Source organism: Methanobacterium petrolearium (assembly GCF_017873625.1).
Lineage (GTDB): Archaea > Methanobacteriota > Methanobacteria > Methanobacteriales > Methanobacteriaceae > Methanobacterium > Methanobacterium petrolearium.
In genome coordinates, this window is the sequence record NZ_JAGGKL010000001.1 from 387,156 (window position 1) to 409,827 (window position 22,672).

General features: G+C 39.0%; 26 protein-coding genes. 11 read left to right on the plus strand and 15 right to left on the minus strand.

Going from position 1 to position 22,672, the window contains the following annotated elements; translation table 11 throughout:
• Positions 1-46 precede the first annotated feature (46 nt).
• The 8 genes from J2743_RS01830 to J2743_RS01865 all read left to right on the plus strand — a co-directional run bounded on the left by J2743_RS01830 (position 47) and on the right by J2743_RS01865 (position 7,857).
• Positions 47-820, plus strand: coding sequence for an exodeoxyribonuclease III (locus tag J2743_RS01830; RefSeq protein ID WP_209624784.1), 774 nt, complete (start codon positions 47-49; stop codon positions 818-820).
• A gap of 152 nt (positions 821-972) precedes the next feature.
• Positions 973-1,605: a DUF998 domain-containing protein gene (locus J2743_RS01835; protein ID WP_209624786.1), complete on the plus strand. Its 633-nt coding sequence runs from the start codon at positions 973-975 to the stop codon at positions 1,603-1,605.
• A 64-nt stretch (positions 1,606-1,669) separates the two neighbouring features.
• Complete coding sequence (locus J2743_RS01840) at positions 1,670-1,966, plus strand: DUF2769 domain-containing protein (protein WP_209624788.1); 297 nt, start codon at positions 1,670-1,672, stop codon at positions 1,964-1,966.
• A gap of 342 nt (positions 1,967-2,308) precedes the next feature.
• Entirely contained in the window at positions 2,309-3,634 is a 1,326-nt protein-coding gene (gene gatD, locus J2743_RS01845; protein WP_209624790.1) for a Glu-tRNA(Gln) amidotransferase subunit GatD, read from the plus strand.
• Positions 3,635-3,658: 24 nt separating this feature from the next.
• Positions 3,659-5,548 carry a Glu-tRNA(Gln) amidotransferase subunit GatE gene (gene gatE, locus J2743_RS01850; protein WP_209624792.1) on the plus strand — a complete coding sequence of 630 codons (1,890 nt, stop codon included), beginning with the start codon at positions 3,659-3,661 and terminating at the stop codon, positions 5,546-5,548.
• A gap of 57 nt (positions 5,549-5,605) precedes the next feature.
• Positions 5,606-6,517: a thioredoxin-disulfide reductase gene (gene trxB / locus J2743_RS01855; protein WP_209624897.1), complete on the plus strand. Its 912-nt coding sequence runs from the start codon at positions 5,606-5,608 to the stop codon at positions 6,515-6,517.
• Between the two features lie 48 nt (positions 6,518-6,565).
• Positions 6,566-7,417, plus strand: coding sequence for a TIM barrel protein (locus J2743_RS01860; protein WP_209624794.1), 852 nt, complete (start codon positions 6,566-6,568; stop codon positions 7,415-7,417).
• A 233-nt stretch (positions 7,418-7,650) separates the two neighbouring features.
• Positions 7,651-7,857: a hypothetical protein gene (locus J2743_RS01865; protein WP_209624796.1), complete on the plus strand. Its 207-nt coding sequence runs from the start codon at positions 7,651-7,653 to the stop codon at positions 7,855-7,857.
• Positions 7,858-7,967: 110 nt separating this feature from the next.
• Here the strand turns inward: J2743_RS01865 and msvR are convergent, their stop codons facing one another.
• The 4 genes from msvR to hcp all read right to left on the minus strand — a co-directional run bounded on the left by msvR (position 7,968) and on the right by hcp (position 10,807).
• The gene (gene msvR, locus J2743_RS01870; RefSeq protein ID WP_245247915.1) at positions 7,968-8,738 is read right to left on the minus strand and encodes a transcriptional factor MsvR; all 771 of its coding nucleotides are present in this window, start codon (positions 8,736-8,738) and stop codon (positions 7,968-7,970) included.
• A 78-nt stretch (positions 8,739-8,816) separates the two neighbouring features.
• Complete coding sequence (locus J2743_RS01875; protein ID WP_209624800.1) at positions 8,817-9,014, minus strand: hypothetical protein; 198 nt, start codon at positions 9,012-9,014, stop codon at positions 8,817-8,819.
• A gap of 24 nt (positions 9,015-9,038) precedes the next feature.
• Positions 9,039-9,233, minus strand: a complete 195-nt coding sequence (locus tag J2743_RS12020) for a cupin domain-containing protein (protein ID WP_337971849.1) — start codon at positions 9,231-9,233, stop codon at positions 9,039-9,041.
• 263 nt (positions 9,234-9,496) lie between these two features.
• On the minus strand, positions 9,497-10,807 hold the full coding sequence (hcp, locus tag J2743_RS01885; protein ID WP_245247917.1) for a hydroxylamine reductase: 1,311 nt from the start codon (positions 10,805-10,807) through the stop codon (positions 9,497-9,499).
• A 211-nt stretch (positions 10,808-11,018) separates the two neighbouring features.
• Between hcp and J2743_RS01890 the strand changes: the two genes are divergently transcribed.
• The 3 genes from J2743_RS01890 to J2743_RS01900 all read left to right on the plus strand — a co-directional run bounded on the left by J2743_RS01890 (position 11,019) and on the right by J2743_RS01900 (position 13,542).
• Positions 11,019-11,321, plus strand: a complete 303-nt coding sequence (locus J2743_RS01890) for a protease htpX (protein ID WP_209624802.1) — start codon at positions 11,019-11,021, stop codon at positions 11,319-11,321.
• A 268-nt stretch (positions 11,322-11,589) separates the two neighbouring features.
• Positions 11,590-12,711, plus strand: a complete 1,122-nt coding sequence (locus tag J2743_RS01895) for an AAA family ATPase (protein ID WP_209624804.1) — start codon at positions 11,590-11,592, stop codon at positions 12,709-12,711.
• A gap of 75 nt (positions 12,712-12,786) precedes the next feature.
• Positions 12,787-13,542, plus strand: a complete 756-nt coding sequence (locus J2743_RS01900) for a DUF4013 domain-containing protein (RefSeq protein WP_209624806.1) — start codon at positions 12,787-12,789, stop codon at positions 13,540-13,542.
• An 83-nt stretch (positions 13,543-13,625) separates the two neighbouring features.
• Here the strand turns inward: J2743_RS01900 and hemA are convergent, their stop codons facing one another.
• The 11 genes from hemA to J2743_RS01955 all read right to left on the minus strand — a co-directional run bounded on the left by hemA (position 13,626) and on the right by J2743_RS01955 (position 22,626).
• Positions 13,626-14,819, minus strand: coding sequence for a glutamyl-tRNA reductase (gene hemA / locus J2743_RS01905; RefSeq protein WP_209624808.1), 1,194 nt, complete (start codon positions 14,817-14,819; stop codon positions 13,626-13,628).
• A gap of 111 nt (positions 14,820-14,930) precedes the next feature.
• On the minus strand, positions 14,931-15,551 hold the full coding sequence (locus tag J2743_RS01910) for a precorrin-2 dehydrogenase/sirohydrochlorin ferrochelatase family protein (RefSeq protein WP_209624810.1): 621 nt from the start codon (positions 15,549-15,551) through the stop codon (positions 14,931-14,933).
• A 14-nt stretch (positions 15,552-15,565) separates the two neighbouring features.
• Positions 15,566-16,042, minus strand: coding sequence for a methanogenesis marker 9 domain-containing protein (locus J2743_RS01915; protein ID WP_209624811.1), 477 nt, complete (start codon positions 16,040-16,042; stop codon positions 15,566-15,568).
• Between the two features lies 1 nt (position 16,043).
• Positions 16,044-17,639: a methyl coenzyme M reductase system, component A2 gene (gene atwA / locus J2743_RS01920; protein ID WP_209624813.1), complete on the minus strand. Its 1,596-nt coding sequence runs from the start codon at positions 17,637-17,639 to the stop codon at positions 16,044-16,046.
• A gap of 162 nt (positions 17,640-17,801) precedes the next feature.
• Positions 17,802-18,551, minus strand: a complete 750-nt coding sequence (locus tag J2743_RS01925) for an MJ0144 family RNA dihydrouridine synthase-like protein (RefSeq protein ID WP_342451624.1) — start codon at positions 18,549-18,551, stop codon at positions 17,802-17,804.
• Positions 18,552-18,734: 183 nt separating this feature from the next.
• On the minus strand, positions 18,735-19,487 hold the full coding sequence (locus J2743_RS01930) for a GTP cyclohydrolase III (RefSeq protein ID WP_209624815.1): 753 nt from the start codon (positions 19,485-19,487) through the stop codon (positions 18,735-18,737).
• The gene (gene cofD, locus J2743_RS01935; protein WP_209624817.1) at positions 19,484-20,389 is read right to left on the minus strand and encodes a 2-phospho-L-lactate transferase; all 906 of its coding nucleotides are present in this window, start codon (positions 20,387-20,389) and stop codon (positions 19,484-19,486) included. Before cofD ends, J2743_RS01930 begins: the two co-directional genes overlap by 4 nt.
• 26 nt (positions 20,390-20,415) lie before the next feature.
• Positions 20,416-20,568 carry a hypothetical protein gene (locus J2743_RS01940; protein ID WP_209624820.1) on the minus strand — a complete coding sequence of 51 codons (153 nt, stop codon included), beginning with the start codon at positions 20,566-20,568 and terminating at the stop codon, positions 20,416-20,418.
• Between the two features lie 130 nt (positions 20,569-20,698).
• Positions 20,699-21,463 (minus strand): coenzyme F420-0:L-glutamate ligase, encoded by a 765-nt coding sequence (locus J2743_RS01945; RefSeq protein WP_209624822.1) that lies wholly within the window; start codon positions 21,461-21,463, stop codon positions 20,699-20,701.
• A gap of 58 nt (positions 21,464-21,521) precedes the next feature.
• Positions 21,522-22,124: an IMP cyclohydrolase gene (locus J2743_RS01950; RefSeq protein WP_209624824.1), complete on the minus strand. Its 603-nt coding sequence runs from the start codon at positions 22,122-22,124 to the stop codon at positions 21,522-21,524.
• A 106-nt stretch (positions 22,125-22,230) separates the two neighbouring features.
• Positions 22,231-22,626, minus strand: a complete 396-nt coding sequence (locus J2743_RS01955; protein ID WP_209624826.1) for an ExbD/TolR family protein — start codon at positions 22,624-22,626, stop codon at positions 22,231-22,233.
• Positions 22,627-22,672: the final 46 nt, after the last annotated feature.

The window sequence follows — 22,672 nt, forward strand, 5'->3', positions numbered from 1 at the left end:
GTAAAAATAAAGGTAAAATCATGTCAATGTCACTTTGAGGTGGAAAATGAAGAAAATTAGAATATTATCCTGGAACGTCAATGGAATCAGGGCAGTGCACCGTAAAGGATTCCTTGACTGGTTTAGTAAGGATAAACCAGATATACTATGTATTCAAGAAACCAAAGCCATTCGTAAACAATTCCCAGCAGACATCAGAAATATTAATGGCTACCATCTGTACCTTTCTGAAGCAGAACGCAAAGGATACAGTGGAGTGGCCACCTACACCAGTATGAAACCGGAAAATGTTAAACAGGGTTTTGGAATTCCCAAATTCGACAGTGAAGGTCGTACACTCATAACTGATTATGGGGATTTTGTACTCTTCAACATATACTTCCCCAATGGTAAAATGTCCCAGGAAAGACTAAAGTACAAATTAGACTTCTATGACTCCTTTTTGGACTATGCTGACGCCCTTAAAGAAGAAGGAAGGAATATCATAGTTTGTGGGGATGTCAACACTGCCCATAATGAGATAGACCTGGCAAGACCCAAAGAAAATGAGAAAATTTCGGGTTTTTTGCCTATTGAAAGGGAATGGATGGATCGTTTCCTGAGCCATGGTTATGTGGACACCTTCCGTGAGTTCAACCAGGAAAATGACCAGTACACCTGGTGGAGTTACCGTACCCGTGCCAGAGAACGAAATGTGGGCTGGAGACTGGATTACTTCTTTGTTAACCAAGAATTCATAGACAATGTTCAGTCATCTTACATTCTTTCCGATGTTATGGGGTCTGACCACTGTCCAGTGGGTGTAGAAATAAAGATTTAAACATAAAATTGGATGGTTAATGAATCTTTATCCTCAATTAAATCCGTAACTTCAGGGTGACTTTTATCCAACCACTTGATAATATGCCCCGAGGTGAGTTATTCTTCAGTAATAAAGAAAAAACATGCTTCAAGTTAAACTGACGGGATATCATGTTATTCATTGATAAAAATAATAAATGGGCTTGGACAGGGATTTTAGCAGTTTTTATTTTTCTAATTTTACTGTTTACTGCCTATTTGATGTTTCCTGGACAATACACTCCTCTTGAAAATTGGATGAGTGACCTTGGAAACATGGAACTAAATCCTCAAGGGGCAGTGTTCTTCAATTTTGGTTGTATTATAGCTGGATTTATCCTTATACCTTTTTTTGTTTCGTTATCATGGTTGAAAAGAGAAGATGATAATAAATTACTTATAACAACCCAGATATTGGGCTTCATTGCAGCTATATTCCTGATTATGGTGGGTATTTTCCCTGAAAACTATCCACCTTGGCATTGGATGTGGTCAGCCCTGTTTTTCATAACCTTACTGATCTTCCTGGTTCTGGTAACCATTTTCATGTGGAGTCATCCTTTATTTCCCAGATCTCTGGTTTACTACGGATTTTTTGTAATTATTGTGGATTTGTATTTCATTACCATTAACATAATACCTATTTGGTTGCCAAAACCACTGTTGGAATGGTTTTCAGTTATATCTGCACTTGGATTGCTATTAGGCATGTCTTTTGTTATGTTAACCAGCAGAAACAAAAGGGATTCAAAGATCAGTAATTGAAAAATCAAGATCAGTGTAGAATAAAGGAGTAGGGTAATAAAAATCTTGATTTGGAGGGTTAAAAATGGACAAATTTGAGGAAAAAATGGGAAAAATTGCAAAAGAAGACCTATCAGAAGATGAAATCAATAAAAGGTTTTTAGATGAATGGGGAGATGATTGTATCTGTCCGGATTGTCCCATGTATAACCAGTGCGCCCAGGAAAAATATGAAGGCATCTACTGCCTCCTGGGTAAATCAGAATGTAACCTGGAGGAAGATGATTGTATCTGTCCGGATTGTGATGTATTCGAGGATTTAGATCTTAAATACGATCTTTTCTGTATCAAAGGATCTGAAAAGGAATTGAGAGGTGCTTAATTTAGTTTTACGGAGGTTTAATACCATTTTTTATAGTCTTATTCTTATTATAAGTTTTTTTCATTTTTTTGTCGGTTCTATCCTGTGTAATTCATAAAATATTCCTTTTTCATTTTTATTTTATTATTATACAACGAATTCACTTTTTTAGAATATATTAGATTTTAACTGGAGAACTTACATACATGTTACATATTTTATAAAATTTTTAACAGATAAAGAACCAACCTAAAATGGGATTGTAAAAGAAATATAATTATGATTCATTTGAAAATGTCAAAATACTGCTATCAAATTTTATCTTATAACGATTAATATTATCAACTGAATAAGAGGAATCCTATGAGTTATCGTAAAACAGCCAAAAAATTTTTAGATTCACAGGAAATATCCGTTGGGGATCAAATTTCAATAAAAAAAGATGGTATAGAATATCAGGGAATGCTATTGGACCGGGCTGAAGATGCTGATGAGTGGCATGTGGTGTTGAAACTGGCTAACGGTTACAATATAGGAGTGAACATAGTTGAAGCTGAGGCCAAGCTCCTGGAGAAAGGAGAAAAACCCAAAATCGATCTTCCACCATTAGATATTAAGGAAGACCCGGAAAAAATGGACATCTCCATCATATCCACAGGAGGGACTGTGGCTTCCATAATCGATTACAAAACCGGGGCTGTTCACCCTGCTTTTACTGCTGATGACCTGTTGAGGGCCACTCCAGAACTCCTGGATGAGGCCAACATCACAGGAAAGGCCATAATGAACATCTTAAGCGAGAACATGAAACCGGACTACTGGATCCAAGCCGCCAGATCAGTGGCTGATGAGATAACCGAAGGTGCTGAGGGGGTAGTAGTGGCCCATGGAACCGATACCATGCATTACACTTCTGCTGCCTTAAGTTTCATCCTCCAAACACCGGTTCCCATAATTTTAACTGGTGCGCAGCGGAGTTCGGACCGACCATCATCTGATGCCTACATTAACCTTATGAGCTCAGTAGCTGCTGCCAAATCAGACATTGCCGAGGTTATGGTGTGCATGCATGCCACTGAAAATGATAGTCAGACCTATCTGCACAGGGGCGCCAAGGTGCGTAAGATGCACACCAGCCGCAGGGACACTTTCTCCAGTATCAACACCCTCCCTATGGCCCAGGTTAAGGATGGAAAGGTGAAGATCATTGATAAAAATTATCCATACACCAAACGAAAGGAGATCCAACTGGAAGTTAATGACTCATTAGAACCGAAAGTAGCATTCATTAAAAGTTATCCTGGAATTTCAGGAGAATTGATTGATTACCATATAGATAAAGGTTATAAAGGCATGGTAATAGAGGGAACTGGATTGGGGCACTGTCCTGACTATCTCATTCCTCCCATAAAAAGAGCAATCAATGAAGGAATACCAGTAGCCATGTCTTCCCAGTGTCTGTACGGTAGGACTAATCTGAATGTATACAGTACTGGTCGTAAACTTTTATCTGCAGGTGTGATCCCGGTGGGTGACATGCTACCAGAAGTAGCTTATGTGAAACTGGTATGGACTCTAGGACAGACCACCGAGCATGAAGAAGTTAAAAAAATAATGCAAACCAACCTTAAGGGTGAACTGGTGGAAAAATCATCCTCAAAATATTTCATAAAAGATTACGGGAGATAACAGGAGATAAAATTGGTGATACACATGGTTGAAAAAACAGATTACGAAGAACTGGGCCTGATGATGGGTCTGGAAATACACCAGCAACTCAACACAAGCAAAAAACTCTTCTGTCCCTGTAAATGTGAATTAACAGATAATAAACCTGATTACAGAGTTTTAAGATATTTAAGGCCTACTCAAAGTGAGCTGGGTAAAATTGACCGGGCTGCTTTTGAAGAATCTCGTAGAAAACTCACGTTCCTTTATGATGCTTACTCGGAGCACACCTGTCTGGTGGAAGCAGATGATGAACCTCCACACCCTCTAAATCCAGAAGCCCTGGAGATCGGTCTCATAATCGCATCATTACTCAACATGCAAGTGGTGGATGAGTTCCACACCATGCGAAAACAGGTAATTGATGGAAGTAACACTGGAGGGTTTCAGAGAACCGGATTGGTAGCTACCAACGGACACATGGACACTCCCTATGGGAGGGTAGTAATAGAAAACCTCTGTTTAGAAGAGGATGCTGCACGTCGTATGGGTCAAAGGAAGGGGACCATGGGATTCCGTCTGGATAGGTTAGGAATACCATTACTGGAGATAACCACTGATCCTTCCATCAAACTCCCGGAACAGGTTCGTGAAGTAGCCTACCAGATTGGCCAGGTACTGCGCAGCACCAAGGTCAAACGTGGTTTAGGAACAATACGTCAAGATTTAAATATTTCCATCAGGGAAGGTGCTCGGGTGGAGATTAAAGGAGTTCAAGATCTGGATTCCATGCCATTACTGGTGGAAAATGAGGTTAAACGTCAACTTAATCTTTTAAAAATACGTGAAGAACTCCATAACCGGAAAGCTGAGGTTGAAAATGACATTTATGACTTAAGTGAGTTGTTAAGTGAAACAAAATCTAAAATAATGGCTAAAGCCCTGAAAAATGGTGGTAAAGTATTATCAATAAAACTGGCCGGGTTCAGAGGATTGATAGGTAAAGAATTACAACCTAATCGTAGGTTCGGAACTGAACTAGCAGGGTATGCTAAAAAGATGGGTGTGGCAGGTATTTTCCACACTGATGAGCTGCCAGCTTATGGAATAACCCAGGAAGAGGTGGAAAAGGTTAATGAGTTTCTGGGGATTGGTGAAGATGATGCTTTCATATTGGTGGCTGATGATGGTGGTAAGGCCCACAATGCCTTGGAAGAAGTTCAGAGCCGGGCAAAACTGGCCATGGAAGGCGTGCCTGAAGAGACCAGGAAGGCTTTGGAAGATGCAAATACAGAATATCTCCGACCCCTACCAACCGCCAGTCGGATGTATGTGGAAACCGACATACCAGTTCAGGTAATATCCCAGGAACACCTTGAACATGTTAAGGCTAATCTACCCGAGTTACCTGAAGAAAAAAAGGTCCGTATCATAGCTGAGTATAAGTTAAGTGAGGATCTGGCCAGTCAACTAGTACGTCAGGATAAAGTTAGTCAGTTTGAAAAAATCGTGGTAAAGTGTGAGGTTGAACCAACCACTGTGGCATCTTTACTGGCTTACACTCTTAAAGAACTCAGAAGAGAAGGTTTGGAAGTTGGTAATTTAACTGACAGTCATCTTCTTGGAACATTCCAGTTACTTTCTGCAGGTAAAATTTCCAAAGATGCGGTATCAGATGTTTTAGTGGGAGTGTTAAAGGAAAAATCATCTCCAGAAGAAGCAGCAAAAAAATTGAATCTTATAATGCTTTCTGATGAAAGGGTGGCTGAAATTATTCAGGACATTGTATCTTCCCAGGAAAAAATGGTCAAAGAAAGAAACATGGGGGCCATGGGGCCTCTGATGGGAATGATAATGAAGGAACTTAAGGGAAAAGCCGATGGAAAACTGGTAAATAAACTTTTGAAGGAAGAACTACAGAAATATATGGGATAAATGTTTGCATTGTGAGAATAAGTGGATAGGGTGAAGGTGTTTCCTATGGAAAGCTCTGTGGAAGAATATGATCTGATTATTATTGGAGGAGGACCAGCAGGATTAACAGCAGGAATCTATGCTGGAAGACAGGGAATGAAAGCTGTCATTCTGGAGATGATGACTGGAGCAGGTTCCGGGTACATGGTGCCCAGCATGGAAAACTATCCTGGATTTGAATCTATTTCTGGGAAGGATCTCCTGGAGAAGATGAGAAAACAGGTAGAAAAACATGTTACCGTGAGGAACATGGAGGAAGTTAAGAAAATTGTTAAAAATGACTCGACCAGTATTTCTGTCACCACATCTAAAGGGGAATATAATGCCAAGGCCATCATAATATCCACGGGAAGTCGTCACAGAAGACTGAAAGTACCGGGTGAGATTGATTTTATTGGCCGTGGAGTTTGTTATTGTGCCACCTGTGACGGACCATTATACCAAAATAAAAATGTTGTAGTAGTGGGCGGAGGAAACGCAGCTCTTCAAGAAGCAATCTATCTAGAAAGTCTGGGATGCCATGTAACCATCATACACCGCAGAAACCAGTTGAGAGCAGAAAAATACCTCCAGGAAAAGTTAAAAGAAAAGGAAATACCTGTAATCTGGGATTCTGTGGTAGAAGAGATAAAGGGAGATGTGATGGTAGGCAGTGTGTTACTCTACAACAGAAAAACAGATGAAAAATCGGAATTGCCCATTGATGGAGTATTCATTGCAGTAGGAGAAGAACCCCTCAGTAAAGTTGCTCAGGATGCAGGAGTTGAAGTAGATAAAGCAAAATACATTGTAACTGATAAATACCAGCGAACCAACATTCCGGATATCTATGCTGCAGGTGACATAACCGGTGGAATTAAACAGTGGGTAGTAGCCTGTGCTGAAGGAGCAGTAGCATCATTATCAGCCTTTGAAGATGTTATGGAGTAGGATCCTTTTTCATGATAATTATTTTTGAATAAACCATTGAAGATTAAAATGAAACAAAATATTAGATTCGGCCCTGCAGGTAATCCCATAGGCTTTAAAGGTCAAACAGTTGATGTCTGTGACTATATACGTGAATTGGGATTAGATGCATATGAGTACCAGGCTACCTACGGTGTGCGTATTCAGAAACAATCGGGATTAAAACTAGCTGAAAATTCTCAAAAAAATGATGTTAGGGTTTCAATGCATGCCCCATATTATATCAATCTCGCAGCCCAAAAAGAAGATGTTTTAAAACGTTCCATTGATAGGTTAATTCAATCAGCCCGGGCTGCCGAATGGATAGGAGCGTATCGTATTGTTTTCCACCCGGGATTTTACACTAAATACAGTCCTCAGGATGCACTTAAACGGTGTAAAAATTCGATAACTAACTTGATGGAAGATTTAAATTCCAGAAGAATGGAAAATTTCATATTTGCCCCGGAAACTACCGGGAAAAGATCACAACTGGGTAGTTTAGAGGAAATTATAGATATCTGTCAGTCATTTGATCATTTCGCCCCAACAATTGACTTTGCACATCTACATGCCCGGGGAAGGGGATCTATTAAAGATATTGATGATTACCATAAAATATTAGCAAAATTAGAGGAAGAATTGGGTGGCGGATGTCATGAACATGAATTTCTCCACTGTCACTTCACCAGAATTGAATACACCGATGCTGGTGAAAGAAAACATCACATACTCACAGAAAAAGAATACGGACCACCTATGGAACCATTACTGGAAGCATTGATTGAATGTGGTTGGAATGCCACCATCATATGTGAAACTCCTTTACTTGAGCAGGATGCTCTTTTAATGCAAAAAACCTACAAAAATATGGTAAAATAATAAAATGACTGAATAATATTTCTCATTGATATGGGATTGCGGGGCTAGTTTTTAAACTATTTGAACCTGGATAAACCTTTACATTATATTTTAAAAGATTTCGATAGCAAAAATGTCCTGTTAGCTGAGACTAACAGATGAATATGTTTATAAATATTTATTAAGGTATATTCAATTAAAAAAATAAGATCTCTTCTTGGAATTAATATTGTTCTAATTAAGTGGGTGGGCTAATGGAAGATCCGGTCATGGTTAAAAATTTTAATAATGATTTGGAGGAAGATGAATTATTAAAACTAGTCAATGAGGTCATCGAAGAAAATGTTTTAATAAATATTATTAACAAATTCCTTGATGAGGATACGGAATATCTAAAGGCTAAAAACCGTGAAATTCGATGGTTAGCTGCTAAAGTGAGGTTTAGGGCCATAGAATATTAGTAATTTTTCATGTTGTCAAAATTTTTAATATTTAATAAATCATATTTCAATGAATTTGCGTTTTTTTCTACTAACGGTCGGACAACATACTGAATATCATTATTTAAATTTTATTCAATCACAAAACTACATTGTTTATCTCCCAGGGCATAACATTCAGTTTCAGTAACTTTTACTTCTTCTTGGTTGTATGAACTGAACAATGATTCCAATATTCCACTATCAAATGCACAGGCAGGCCGACCCAGATAAGGAAGTCCACTGCATTCAAAACAATCCTGCACACCAATGGTTAAAGGTTGGAGATCTTTAACTTCCACAGAACCAAGACTGTGAGTTTCCCAAAAAGCAGCAATGTTTCCCAGGAAGTTAGTCATATCCGGATCCTTAACCTTTTCATATAAAGCTTTTCCCACTTTTAAACCAGCTTCGTAGAGTATAGGATCTATATCAACTCCCTGACTTAAGAGAGAAATTCTTAAAGTGTGAAATATCAGACGAAAGAACTCAAATGGATCATTTTCACTTGCAATGTACCTCTGGATATAAGCAGAAATGTCTTCCTGAAGCTGCTGACGATGTAATTTACCTATGTATTCTGATTGAATAAAAAAAATCTTCTTTCGAGCATCATCAGGATCCACACGGGAGCTGATTATACCTTCTTTGCTCATAAGTTTAAGATGGCTGGAAACAGTGGATTTAGCACGGCCGGAATGTTTCACAATCTCGTCAAAGCTGAGATCACCCTTCCTTAACATAGACAAAATTTTAACCCTAACCGGGCTTTTAATGGCTTTTACACCATTAGGGGTGGAGAAAAGTTCTATCTGAACATCATCGGAAACTTCAGTTTCCTTTTCATTTGATTTTTTTTTCATTCTTTTCATGGGGGATATGTTTAATGAAGTTTTAAAATTAATTAACTTTTGAATGTATTAAAGTGTGAGTGTTGTTGTTCATTGGCCTCTTTCACAGTGGATGCACATATCTGTGTCTCGATCAGTCTTGAATGTTTTCCCACATTTTTTACAAGTAACATCTCGTAGTGATGATTTTTTATCAACAATTTCCAGGGAACATGAGCATTTCCATCCCATTTTACCCTTCAATTCCTGTTCGAATGCTTTATCCTCATCAAAATCTTTTTTAGGCATTTTTAATCCTCTTTGCCTCATTTTTTATAACAATTTAGTTTCTGTGGTTGGTCTGGGAACTTTAACCACTAAAAAACGGAGTATTTCATCACTTTCATTATACCAACAATGTGGAATGCGAGCTGGGCTGTCAATGAGTGAGTCTTTTGTAATTTCTTGTTTTTCATCGCCTATCTCAACTATGCCTTTGCCCTCTAAAACATAGAAAAATACATCCACTGGAGTTATATGTTTTTTTAGAGATTCACCTGGGTTTGAGTGTTATATGTACGGCTATGGCATTTTCTGTATCATATAATTTCCGGACATCCACCTGATGGGGATTATCCGCAACTGGACTTTTTTCCATTTCAATCACTTTCATTTTCACCCTCTCACAAATTTGTGCATGTTCAATCATTACACCATTAATCAACACATATTGAATCAGTCACCAACTGAAATAGAACAAAAATCTAAAAATATGGGAAATTGGGGTAATATTACCCCATTATGGCTCTTATATCTTCTTCTGGATCCCCAATTGGTTTGAGATCGTAGTTTTCAACCAGTATGTTCAATATTTCCTGGTTAACCCAGCCTGGTAGGATAGGACCAATGTAGATTCCTTTCATGTCAAGGGCCAGTAAACTCCAGAGGATGGCTGCAGCTTTTTGTTCCATCCAGCTTAAGACTAGAGTTAATGGAAGTTCATTGAGTTCAACTCCAAATAGTTCAGTCAGGGCTATTGCAATGTCCACTGCTACAATGGCATCGTTGCACTGGCCTAAATCTATTAATCTGGGCACTCCCTCAATATCTCCCAAGTCCAAGTCGTTGAATCTATACTTACCACAGGCTAAAGTCAGGATAACTGATTCTGGGGGCAGTTTGGAAACCAGTTCTGTGTAATATTGGGCCTGTGGTTTAGGAGAGTCACATCCACCCACCAGGACGAACTGTTTAATTTTACCTGCTTCCACCAGTTTTTTAATTTTGGGAGCAAGGGATAATACTGTGGAAGCTCCGAATCCAGTGGTTAAAACAGTTTCACGAGGTTCATCTTCAAGTTCAGGTAATTCCAATGCCTTTTCAATTACTGGGGCGAAATCGTAATCTTCTATATGTTTAATTCCTGGAAGCTGGGCCACGCCACTGGTGAACATCCTCTGTTTGTATTCATCTTTAGGTAGCAGTACACAGTTTGAGGTTCCCAGTATGGCAACAGGGTATTTGGAGAAGGTAGCTTTCTGGTCAAACCAGGGACCTCCCAGTTGTCCCACCAAGTGTTTGTATTTTTTAAGTCCGGGGTAACCATGGGCAGGTAATAACTCTGAATGGGTGTAGACATTGATCCCTTTACCTTCAGTCTGTTTCAGGAGTTCTTCCAGTGTTCTCAGGCTGTGTCCGGTAACAACGATTCCTGGTCCTTTAACTGATCCCACAGGTACTTTGGTTGGGATGGGTTCACCATAGGTTTCGATGTGTGCTTTTTTCAGTAGTTGCATGGTTTTTAAGTTCATCTGTCCTGCTTCCAGAGCCAAATTCACAAACTTCTGGGGGTCGAAGTTCACGTTGGTTAAGGTGGAGTAGAAACCTCTTTCCAAGAAAGCGTCCACTTCTTCATCAGTGTAACCTAACTCACGTGCATGGTAGAGGTAGGCGGCTATTCCCTTTATGGCGAATAAAAGGTTGTCCTGTAGCCGGGCTACGGTGGGTTCTTTTCCACATACTCCTTTAACGGTGCAACCAGTTTCACGGGCAGTTTGTGAACATTGGTAGCAGAACATGTCCAATGCTTCTTTTTTTTCCATTTTTATTTCCTCCATAAATCCAAAATATTGTTTTACTAATATCGAATAGTTCTATATTTATCGAATGTTCTATACTTATGGAACAAAATATATAAAACTTGTGGTTACTGCCAAAGAAAAAAAAGTTTTATTCATTAATTGATAAATATTCACATAGCCTTAATTTCTAAAATATACTTAATTCAATTATAAGAGATTAATGGTGGGTTTAATGGTTTCTAATGATGAAATAAAAAGAAAACTAGCTGAAAAACGGAATCCAGGCGTTAAAAAGAGTCCAAGCAGTGAAAATTTAGCTGCAGATAGGACGCTTTCAAGTGAAGAACTCAAGGATAAATTCAGGAAACAAAGAGAGAAACAAAAAGACCTTAAACACGAAAATCCTGGTTATTTAATTTGTGAAAAGTGTGGGGGTTACTATGAATTACAACCTGGAGAGTCTCCAGATGATTTTACTGATGAATGTGAATGTGGGGGAAAACTTGAATATGTAAAAACTTTAAAAACCAGTTAAAAACCATTAAATCTTAAAAAAGGAATGCAAAAAAATCATGCCCAATAAAACAACTGTTTGGATAGGATAAATGATTTAACATCAACAGATTTTTTTGTACGTGGAAAAGAACCAAATTTATAAATTGGCTATTTGAACTTGAGAATGGTCTTGAACAAAAAAACTCTTAAATAGCCTACATTACATATATCCTTAATAGAAAATTCGTTTTATTTATTTCAAAATTAACCCACATGCAAATATCTTTATCAAAATAACAAGTGATATATTGAAACAGAACAACATAACTCCTGATCCAATAGTATCTGAAAAAAAGACTTCCACAGGTATAGAAGACACGGGAAAAGAAGCTAAAATGGTTGTACTTCAATCAATTGGATATCCTTTTCTGTGCAATCTGGTGGAAAATCCTAAAATAGAAATATTCGACAACGAACTTTTTGAGTTGTATGCCCGTGAGCAATGGATAGGTTACAAGGTGGAGGAAGGATCTTTCCTTTTTGACCAGAAGTTACTGCCTGATTTTGCATTTAAAGTAATTAAAACTCATCCAGACAACTCTAGAATAACTAAAAATACTTCCATACTTCTTATGGAAGTAGAAGAAGTTCGTGAAGTTAAAAAGATTGAAAGTAACCTGAAAATGACCGATGTCATTGGTCAGGAAAGAGCCAAGACCAAGTGCAAGATCATAACCCGTTACCTGCAGGAACCAGAGAGTTTCCAGGAATGGGCACCCAAAAACGTTTTATTCCATGGTACTCCAGGTACTGGGAAGACAATGTTGGCCAAATCATTATCTAATGAACTTCAGGTCCCTCTTTTCCTGGTTAAGGCCACCAGCCTCATAGGGGAACATGTAGGGGATGGAGCGCGTCAGATACATGATCTGTTCGATGCTGCAGCAGCTTGTGCCCCGGCAGTTATTTTCATTGATGAGATAGATGCAATTGGCCTTGACCGGCGGTACCAGTCCCTTAGAGGGGATGTTTCAGAGGTGGTGAACGCCCTATTAACTGAGATGGATGGTATCAACTCTAATCTTGGTGTAGTGACTATCGGAGCTACTAACAATCCTCAATTACTCGATTACGCTCTAAGGAGCAGATTCGAAGAGGAAATCGAATTTGTTCTCCCTGATGAAGAAGAAAGAAGAGCAATACTAGAAATGTACGTTAAATCCATGCCACTTCCTGTTGCTGCAGATGTTAAAAAACTGGTCTCGTTATCCAAGGGAATGTCAGGCAGAGATATCAAAGACCGTTTGCTGAAAGTGGCATTGCACAAAGCCATATCAGAGGACCAGGATGTTGTAACCTGGGATAACTTCCTTTATGCCTTAAAACATCATGAAAAAGAGAAGAATGAACCGAAGGACATGTTTGCCTGATTATTCCTTAATTTTTTAATTTTAAAAAAGTGAATATTTTTTTAAAATGTTTCACATTACACTAAAGGTGTTATAATGGGAATAAATTCTTTTTTTAAAGATGCCATACTCTACACTACTTCAGACTGGCGTAATGTTCTTTTTTTAGGTGTGATATTATTCTTAACTGATTATATTGTGGATTTAAATACTCCATCAATTATTGAAGAATTTCCTTATCTTGTAATACTCGCAGTGGTAATATTTTTATCCCTGGTTGAGGTGGGTTATGGTTTTCGTATAGTGGAGGAAACAGTGAAGGGATCACATAAACCACCTAGTTTCCACCATCCTTGGGATTTGTTCTGGCATGGAGTCAAAGAGAGCATTATATTATTGATATATTTTGTTATACCGTTAATCCTAGTTGTAATGGGAATTTATGAGTTTGAACTATTTTTTGGTCTTGATTTCAGTTTTTTGACCATGGGATGCTATTTAGTAATTGGAATAATATTTTTCTTGTTTTTTAATGTAATGTTTCAGGGTGCGGTTTTAAACATGGCCCATCATGGGGGTAGTATAGCTTCAGGGTTTGATATTCCCAGTATTTTTAGAAAGATTAGAATGGTTAAGTTGAAAAACATGCTTTTTATTTCATTTATAACCATAATAACTCTTTATATAGTTAAACAGGCCATTTTCGACACTCTACATGCCTTACCCTATATGTTGCCCTATATTAATATTTCTGTGGGGGATGTTGTTTCCACAGTTATTGTAGCTCCATTCCTGACGATATTCACCGCCCGTTTATTAGGGCTGATTGATGTGGAAGATAATTTAAATTAGGGCTCATTGATGTGGAGGATAATTTAAACTAATCCAATATATTTATGGAAAAAATCAGTTTCAGTAAAAAGTTCAACAGATAATTAAGTTTTGTTTTTAAAAAGGTACTTAGCAGAGTTTATAACCTCTGTATCATCATTTTCTGCGGCTTCCTTTAGATTATGTATGATGTTATAAAACACACGATCCACCACTACTTTGGTAAGATGATCTACAACCTTCTCCTTACCATTCATATCTCCCAACATGTGGTAAGCTTTCTCTGTTTCTCGTAATCGGATGATCTCAGCCTGGCTTCTTATATTGGCAATGATAGGTTCTACTTCCAAGTGTTGAAGGGATTTCTCCAGAAGGTCTAACTCTTCAGCAACAATTTTTTCAGCTTTTTTAGCCTCAGATTGCCGCTTTTTTTTGTTATTATCGGCTATTCCTCTTAAATCATCTATGTTATAAAGTTTAACTCCCAAATCTTCAACGTCCTCTTCAATGTCTCGAGGATTGGCTATATCCACCATAACCATCTTTTCCAGATTTTCAGGTGGAACAGCTACATTTACCTTTTCGCGGGTGAGTATAGCGTGTGGTGCTCCAGTTGCACTTATAACTACGTCCGCATCTGATATTGCTCTGGCCAGGCGGTCAAAACGGATTGCATCGCCTCCCAGTTCTTTAGCCAGGCAAACCGCACGATCATAGGTTCGGTTAGCTACCACAATTGCTTTAAGATGTTTTTCTACCAGGGCTTTGGCTACCAGTGTCCCCATTTTACCAGCACCGATAATCAGCACTTTTTTACATTTAAGATCACCAAGAACTGATTCAGCGAGATTCACTGCTGCAGAACCAATGGAAACTGAACCCTGATTAATCTGTGTCTTTTTACGTACTACCTGCCCCACGTGTGTGGCTTTGGTGAAAACATTATCTAAAACAGGGCCACAATGGCCTTTCTTAACGCTAACTTTGTGAGCATCCTTGAGTTGGCCGAGTATTTGATCTTCTCCGATGATCATGGATTCCAATCCGCACGAAAGTTTCAAAACGTGTTCAAGGGCTTTTTCATCCTTTTCAACAACTAATCCTCCCCACTGATAATGTAGGGGGGCTTCATCCAGGACCATGTAAATCTCAGCACGGTTGCAAGTTTTTACCTGAACATACTCCTGCACTTGATGATCGTGTTGAATATTCGCGAATATTTCATCCATATTCCGGGTGGACTCTTCTATTTTATTAATATCCGCGGTTTTATGGTCGATTCGGATGTTAAGAATCATAATACTGTAATCCTCCAGATCTTGGATACATGGGTTAATATTATTATTCTAATTAATATTATTTAGGTTAATGGAATTTATATTTCTTGGGGGTGATTTTTTTTAATTAGGTTAATGCAGGTTTTCCAGAACTTGAGTAATGTAGGATTGAGCTTGTTCCACTTTACCGTTATCTAAAAGTTCATTTATTTTTTTATCATTTAATATTTGGTATAAATAATCACGACGTTTCTTCTGATCTTCCACTTTTTCTTTCAGTAACTGACGGGTGAAATGCTGCAACTCCAGTTGAAGAATATCTTTTTTATTAACTACTGATTGAATACGTTTTCTTAATTCTTTGGCCATGAGAGGACTTTTTCCCTGGGTGAATATGGAAAACTGAACATCTCCAATAAAAAATGATGATGGAACAATTAAATTTCCCTCTTCAGGATGGTCGGCTCTGTTTATAAGTTTGTCCTTGGATAGAGAACTTACTTCCTGGTTTAGTTGTGTATCGCCACTGGCCACCACCACCAGGTCAGCCCAATCTGCCCACTTTGAAAGTTCTTTGCGTGGTTTATAGATAGCTCCTAATTCTTCAAGCTGGTTTGAAACATGGCCAGAGCTGATTACTACGTTGGCGCCTGATTGAAGAAAACGACGTGCTCTTCTTTCACCAACTTCTCCTGACCCCACCACAAGCACATTTTTATCCTGCATATCTAAGTAGAGGGGAGTCCATCCCATACTATGCCTCCGCCCTATAATTCTAGATTTTTCATTCTAAGAACCTTAATAGCAGTTTTAATATCATTACCGCATTCAGAAAGGACCTGGGATGCTTCATCAGTGGACACATTAAAGGTCTCAGAAAGGGCTTTTATGTTGGTTTCGTTGTCTGCTGGTTCATGGCCTACCAGTTCTTCAGATAGCTGGTGTTTTAAGTCCATGTATTCATCAGTGCTCATTCCAATCCGGCGTAACACCATATCTCGTAGTGGACATGGTTTGGAAGGTTTACAACACCAGACCAGGGAGCCAAAACAGGTTCCTTCACCTTCTCCAAGTCGGGTTTTTTTTCCAAAATTCTCTTTAATTTCAACATACTCCTGAGCACTGATCCCTGCATCTTCAAGGGCAAATGCAATGGGACAGGGTTTAACAGGTGGACAACAAAATGCCATTGCTCTTTTATCTCCCCCTCTACATACGTGTGATGGTGCATCTTCCCATGCCATTTTATTCCTCCTTTAACATTTTCTCTTTTTCTGAGGGGGTTAAGTCTTCCACAATTTCTTCAGGTAGGCCGGTTTTAAGGATTTTTCCACCTCTCATTAGGGAGGCGCGGTCGCAAACATCTAACACAAAGTCCATATCATGGCTGATGATGAGGAAAGTTTGGTTTAACTCGTCCCGGGCTTTGTGAATAGAATCAGTGACCTGTACCCTGGTAATGGGGTCCATGGTACCGGTAGGTTCATCCAGTATAACAATTCGAGGTTCTTTGATGAGCACCTGGGCCAGGGCAACCCGGTGGCGTTCTCCTCCACTCAGTTCATCGGGATACTTCCTGATAATTTTTTCAGCATATTCTTCATCGAAGCCAACGGCGTGAAGAACGTAAAGTGCCTTCATTTTCGCAAATTCTGCGGGCAATTCCAGGCTGATTGCTTCGGTAAGGTTTCCTAGGACGTTTCTGTGGGGATAAAGGCTATATTCCTGGTGAAGTATTCCTAAATATGGTTTAACTCGACCTCTGCCAAAAATACCCTTTTCAGTCATATCAATCCAATTATCACCTAATTTAACTTCAATTTTACCACTACTGGGATCGGTGAGGCCGTAAAGAATACGGGAAAGTGTAGTTTTACCGGCACCTGAGAGCCCTACCACTCCATATATCTCTCCTTCATCTACTGTGAGGTCTATGCCATCCACGGCTTTAATAACTCCTCTCTCAATGGAGTAATAGTGTTTTTTAACTTGTTCCATTTTGATGATGGGGCCACCAGTTTTGAATTCCTCTTTCTTTTCAGGGAGAGGTACTTGGTCTAGGAAACTTTTCACTACTTTTTCTGGGTTCCCTTCTTCCACTATTTCTCCTTTTTCCAGCCAGATCACATAATCGGAGATCTGACGCATAACTTCTGGCCAGTGGGAAGTGATGACCATGGTGGTTCCCCTGTTCTTGACTCCTTCAATAAGGGCTTGGTGTATTAATTCCGCGGTTTGGGGGTCAAGAGTACCGGTGGGTTCGTCAGCTAAAAATAACATGGGTTCCTTGGCAATCTGCCTGGCTAAAACCACCCTCTGTTTTTCCCCTCCTGAAAGATCACGGGCAATATGGGTGATCCGGTGGGTCATTTGAGCCATATCCAGCAGGTCGATTGCCATATAAGTACTTTCTTCTTCATCGTGTCCAGTGATGGACTTTATAACATTATCAATAACAGTATCATCTTCATACAGAGCGAAAGTCCTCTGCAACATAATTGATATTCGACGCTTAACAGCGGCAAAGAGTTTACGATCAGCATTCCAGAAGTCTACTTTCTGAGGTTCGAAATTAACACCACATACGCAAACTTTTCCTGCCATGGAAGGCGGTTCCACTCTTAAACAATTAGGGCAAATCGAAAGATTGTAAATTATTCGACCCTCAGTGGGACGATAATCCTTCATACCCCTAAGCATGTTAAGCAGAACGGATTTTCCACAGCCACTTCTTCCCAGGACACCCAGGACGGCTCCTTCCTCTATGGTTATATTCAGGTTTTTTAGGACTTCTACTCCGTCAAAAGTCTTAGTGACGTTTTCTATTTCTATAAAAGACATTTAACCACCTGTTCCGCAGATAACTAACATTGATGAGTTAACTTCATAGATGAACTTTATCTCTTTTTTATTTGATCATTACGGTTATTAGATTATTTTTGATCAATAGTTTTTATTTTATATGATTTTATATTAAAAATTTTATATTGAAATTATCAACTGCTAAATTTGGGTTAGATCAAAGGACAATGTTCCTCCAATGGCTGCCCTGGCAATTGATATTCCATCAGCTCCAGAAGCCAACATTTTTCTTGCAGATTCGAGATTTTTGATGGAATTGTTGCCTATAATGAACAGGGAAGTTTCCTGGCGGATTTTTTTTATTAGATCATAGTCAGCATGGTCAAAACCAGGTTTCATGGCATCAACATGAACATAATCTGATTTTGCATGTTCTATGGCAGTTATTATCTTAGAAATGTCAACATCAGGCACGTTGGCTCTTATTTTCACCGAAACCTGACTTTTTGCCTTTTTTGTAACTTCTCTGACAAATTTTTCTAGATGAGAAGGATTATTTAACAGTTCCTGGCCACAACCAAGATCAGTTATCTCTGGCTGTCGACAGTGAGCATTAATTTCCACCACATCCACAGTTTTAAGCTTAGATATTTCTATAATTGGTTCAGGCATAATTGAACGAAGGTTAACTGAGATCATGCCATTCCAGAAATCTTGATCATTAATTAGAACCGTCTGTTCTTGGATGTGGTTAATGAATTCTTCTTCAGCAACATCGAATTCAGGCCTTCCACGGGCTAGAATTTTCTGTCCGGCATTTATGGTGGCTGCATCAACATTGTAACCTCCTAAGGTTACCATGTCAAACCCGTAAGTTAGAAGACCCCGGCAAAATGTGCCATCAGTAATGCCTGCCATGGGAGCTAGGACTTCAATGTAGATACACTCCACTTATTAAATCAAATCAATCAATTTGTATTTCAATTTAAAATATAATTCAGTATTATCTAGTTCAATATTATTTGATATAATAGCTAGCATTAAATCCATTGATACAACCCGACGTTGATCAATTAATTAGGTGGCAATGCTAACTAATAATCAATTTAAAAGTTTTCAAGGATTTAAAGCTAATTATTTCATCACATGAACCAGGTTGTAGGTGTTACCGTCCCTAATTTCTTCCAGTGCAAGATCAGCAAGATTAGCTGCCTTTTCCGCGGTAGGTGCCTTTCCAACACCTGCTTTCAGGGCGATGTTGATTTCTTCTTCAATTTCCTCAATGACTTTAAGTATTCCCTCGGGGTTCATGCCATTACATGGTGACATGAAGTTATCTCCACCAATGAAAAAGAGCAGTGAACCTTTTTCAATTAATTTTTTCATCAAGAAGTGTTGAACTCGGTTCACAATAAAAGAAGTATCATATGCCGGGATGATGTCGGTAAGTGAGTCGGTGATGCCGTTTATGTCAATATGGGCAATTTGCACGAAACTGTCATCTGGGTTAACCATGCCTTCAATTGCCAAAATTTCGCTGCGTTCTTCTGATTGAGCTCCGCCATATTTCTGTAAGGCACTGGTAGCACTTCTCTGAGCCTCGTATGGGGTTTCAGCAGTTCCCACACCCATACTCACTGTGATGGGGTAGCGGTTGCTGATGGATTTTTGAATTCGCAGATGGTGATCCATATCCACTCCATTGGTCACCGCTAGCATGTTGTCAAAGCGGGTGAAGAAGACCAGTCCCCCTTTGGCTGCGAATTGCCTTTGCAGGTCTGCGTATAGCTCTGCCTGCAGGATTTGCAGGTCGGCTTCGGCCCTGGGAGCGGGGGTAACGGTCCAAGGTCCATAGTTGTCAATCTGGATTAAAGTCATTTGTATCATACATTTTCACCCAAAATACATCTGGCTAAATTTATTTTATCAGTCATGTTCCTCATGATGGTCTGAGTTATCATGACCTTAGATATTAGTTTTTCTATTTCTTCCTGAGAATCCACATCTTCCAAGTCAATTATGAATTTATCCAGAAAATCCTTATAAATACTGGCAACTCCTAAAGATGAAATTTCATGACCCATAGCGTCCATGAATTTAGCTGCAGGTCCACTAACAGGTTGATATCCAACTATTGGGGAGATAGCAGCAACATAAACATTTTGAAGTGCTTTTCTAACATTTTTGTCTGATATTATTGGTCCTATGGATGTTATGGGATTTGATGGTCCAATAATCACCATATCTGAATTTTTGATGGACTCTATTATGCCCGGGGCTGGATCTACATTCTGGTAACTTATGTCCTGCACTTCTGGCTTTCCCTGATTTTCCACCAGAAATTCATGAAATTCCATTTCACCAGCTTCGGTAGTTATGGTTATATGGGATTCCTGGTCACTCATGGGAATTATTCTTGATTTGATACCTAATTCTTTTCTCTGAATATCTATAGCTTTTGATAGGGGTTCCTTCTCCATAAGAAGGGTTTTTTGTATTTTCAGGGCACGGTCACGATCCCCAATCCGGAGTGTTTCTGGACATCCGATCTCCTTTAACCGGTCATGGGTAATAAAACTATCATTCTTGACCCCATACCAGGTGTCTTCATTGATGATTCCAGCCAGAGTGTACATCACAGTATCCACATCAGGGGCAACGTAAACTCCAGAAAAGTAATCATTTTCAACAGTGTTCACAATTACCGTGATATCTTCCGGATCCATCACCTGCACCATGCCTTGCAGGAGTTTGGGAGTACCAGTTCCACCAGAAAGGACGCTTATCATTTTATCAGTTCAGGATGTATTGATTATCAGATCTGGTGTACGTTGAGTTCTCTCAACAGACGATCTCTTTCAATTTTTAATTTTTCCAGCACAACAGGATCACATGATTCCTTCTTTTCAAGATATGCAATTGTGGTGGTTATAGCTTCTAACTGGGTTTCCATCTGATTGACAGGCATATAGATCAACTCATTAAACAACTATTATATAATCAAGCAAATAATCTTTTAATCTTTTTTTTATTTTTAAAGATTTCATTCAAGTTTATATCCTGGCCAAGAATTTAGCCATTATCACAGCTATAACAATTCAATCACGGAAAACATCATACTTTTTTGGTCTGATCAATGGTTTAATCGTGGCAGAATCGTTTATAAGCTTTTGGAAGTATTGGATGCCTCTGATGATGACTACAGGCATTCCTTCATCTGCTTGCCCCATTACCAGGGATGCAGCTGAAGATAACTCATCAGCCACTGCTATGCTAGTAGTTTTAAGTTCTCTTCCGTATAGATCATGTTCACCGCAACGATCCCAAAGTGGTTCCATTCCAGAAATACCTATGGCGGTACCAATGGCACCTTCACGGAATGCCCTTCCCTGAGTATCAGATATTATGACTGCAATTCTTTTCCCAATCTTTTTTTCTATTTTTTCCCTTATCTGTTGGGCACTGTAATCTGGATTCACAGGAATAGGGGTTGCCATTCCATCATCCACATTAGATTCATCAATACCCGCATTGGCGCAAACAAAACCATGTTTTGTTTCAGAAATAATGAAGTCAGGACCCACCTTAATGATTTCATTAGATTCATCAATTATGGCTTCAACAATTTCAACATCTTTTCCAGTCTGTTTGGCCAGTTGATGGGCTTGTTTTCCAGGTTCCATAGTCTTCAGATGAATTACGTTGCCTTCAGCCTTGGCCACTGCGGTTTCGGCAATGACCAGGATATCTTCGTCATCCAGCAGAATATCATGATTTCTTGATGCATGAAGAATAAGTTCTGATAGGTCATCTCCCTTTCGTATAAGGGGGATACCTTTTATGCCGATGATTTTAATTTCCATGGTTGTACCGGATCCTAGGTTTAAAAAAAATTGAAATATGAATTAGTTATTTTGTGGATTAGATTGAAACTAATTCCCATTTTTCTTTTCCAAATCCTGCGGCAGAAGTAACAGGATTGGCAAATTCAGCGAATTTTCCTCCGTCCATTATGAATTGAGCAGCTTCAGATGCACTGCTAGCAGTAAATTCCACTGTTTCGGGTTGAACATGTTCATAAACAGCAATGTAACATGATTCACCAGCAGGTACCTTCTCTACCGTAACTTTTTCATGGGTAATGATGCCTATGTATGATTCTCCATCAAGAGTGGTTGCCCCTGCAATTCTGGGGGTGTTAAAATCATCTTTTTCATAGTCCATAGTCAGGAGAGAAAGTGTTATAGAATCTCTGATGCTCATACCTGATGCGATTTTTTCAGCTATAACATCAGTGTGTGATCCGTTGGAAACCACCGCCACATCCCCTACTATTTGTATGCAGTTGTAGGCTATGTATGGATTTTCAAAAACATCTTTTTCATGTCCTTCCTTAGGAACTACAGCCACTCTTTCAGGGAATGTACGGGTAATTCGGTTGGGAAAAGAACGACTGGAAACACGATAAGCAACAAAATTGCCTGTTTTATTACTTCCAACTGCTAACATTCTTCCAAGATACATTAAATCACCTTTTTTGTAATGAATACGATAGTTTCAGTAAAATAATTCTTTAGTAACTGCAAATACTTCTTTAGTAACGTTCTTAGGAAGTATAGGGTATGTGATGTTAATTTTGGGGAATACTGACAGCATCCTCTGGACTCATACCTGCAGGGGTGGTGATGATAATGGTTCCCTTCTTGGGTTGAATAATGATCTCTCCTTCATCAATCACTCTGGTGTGCACTGCAATGGCACTGTCACGAATGTAACTGGACATGTCCACTCCATCAACCATTACTTTTTCAAGTCCTGCAACTGGTATAAGATAATATTCTGAGCTGCCACTGGAATCAGTTACCTCTGGTTTCCCACTACTCCCATTATCGGAAGCAGCCTGGAAAGTGCTGGTAACCATTAAAAATATGAGAATAGTAAAAATCACATCAATTAAAGGGACTAAATTAACTCTAGCCTGTTTACTACGTAATTTCCGCCGATAACTCTGGGTATTAATGGCCATGTTTTTTCCCCTTAAACTCTTTATCATTCTGTTTGATTAATTATTT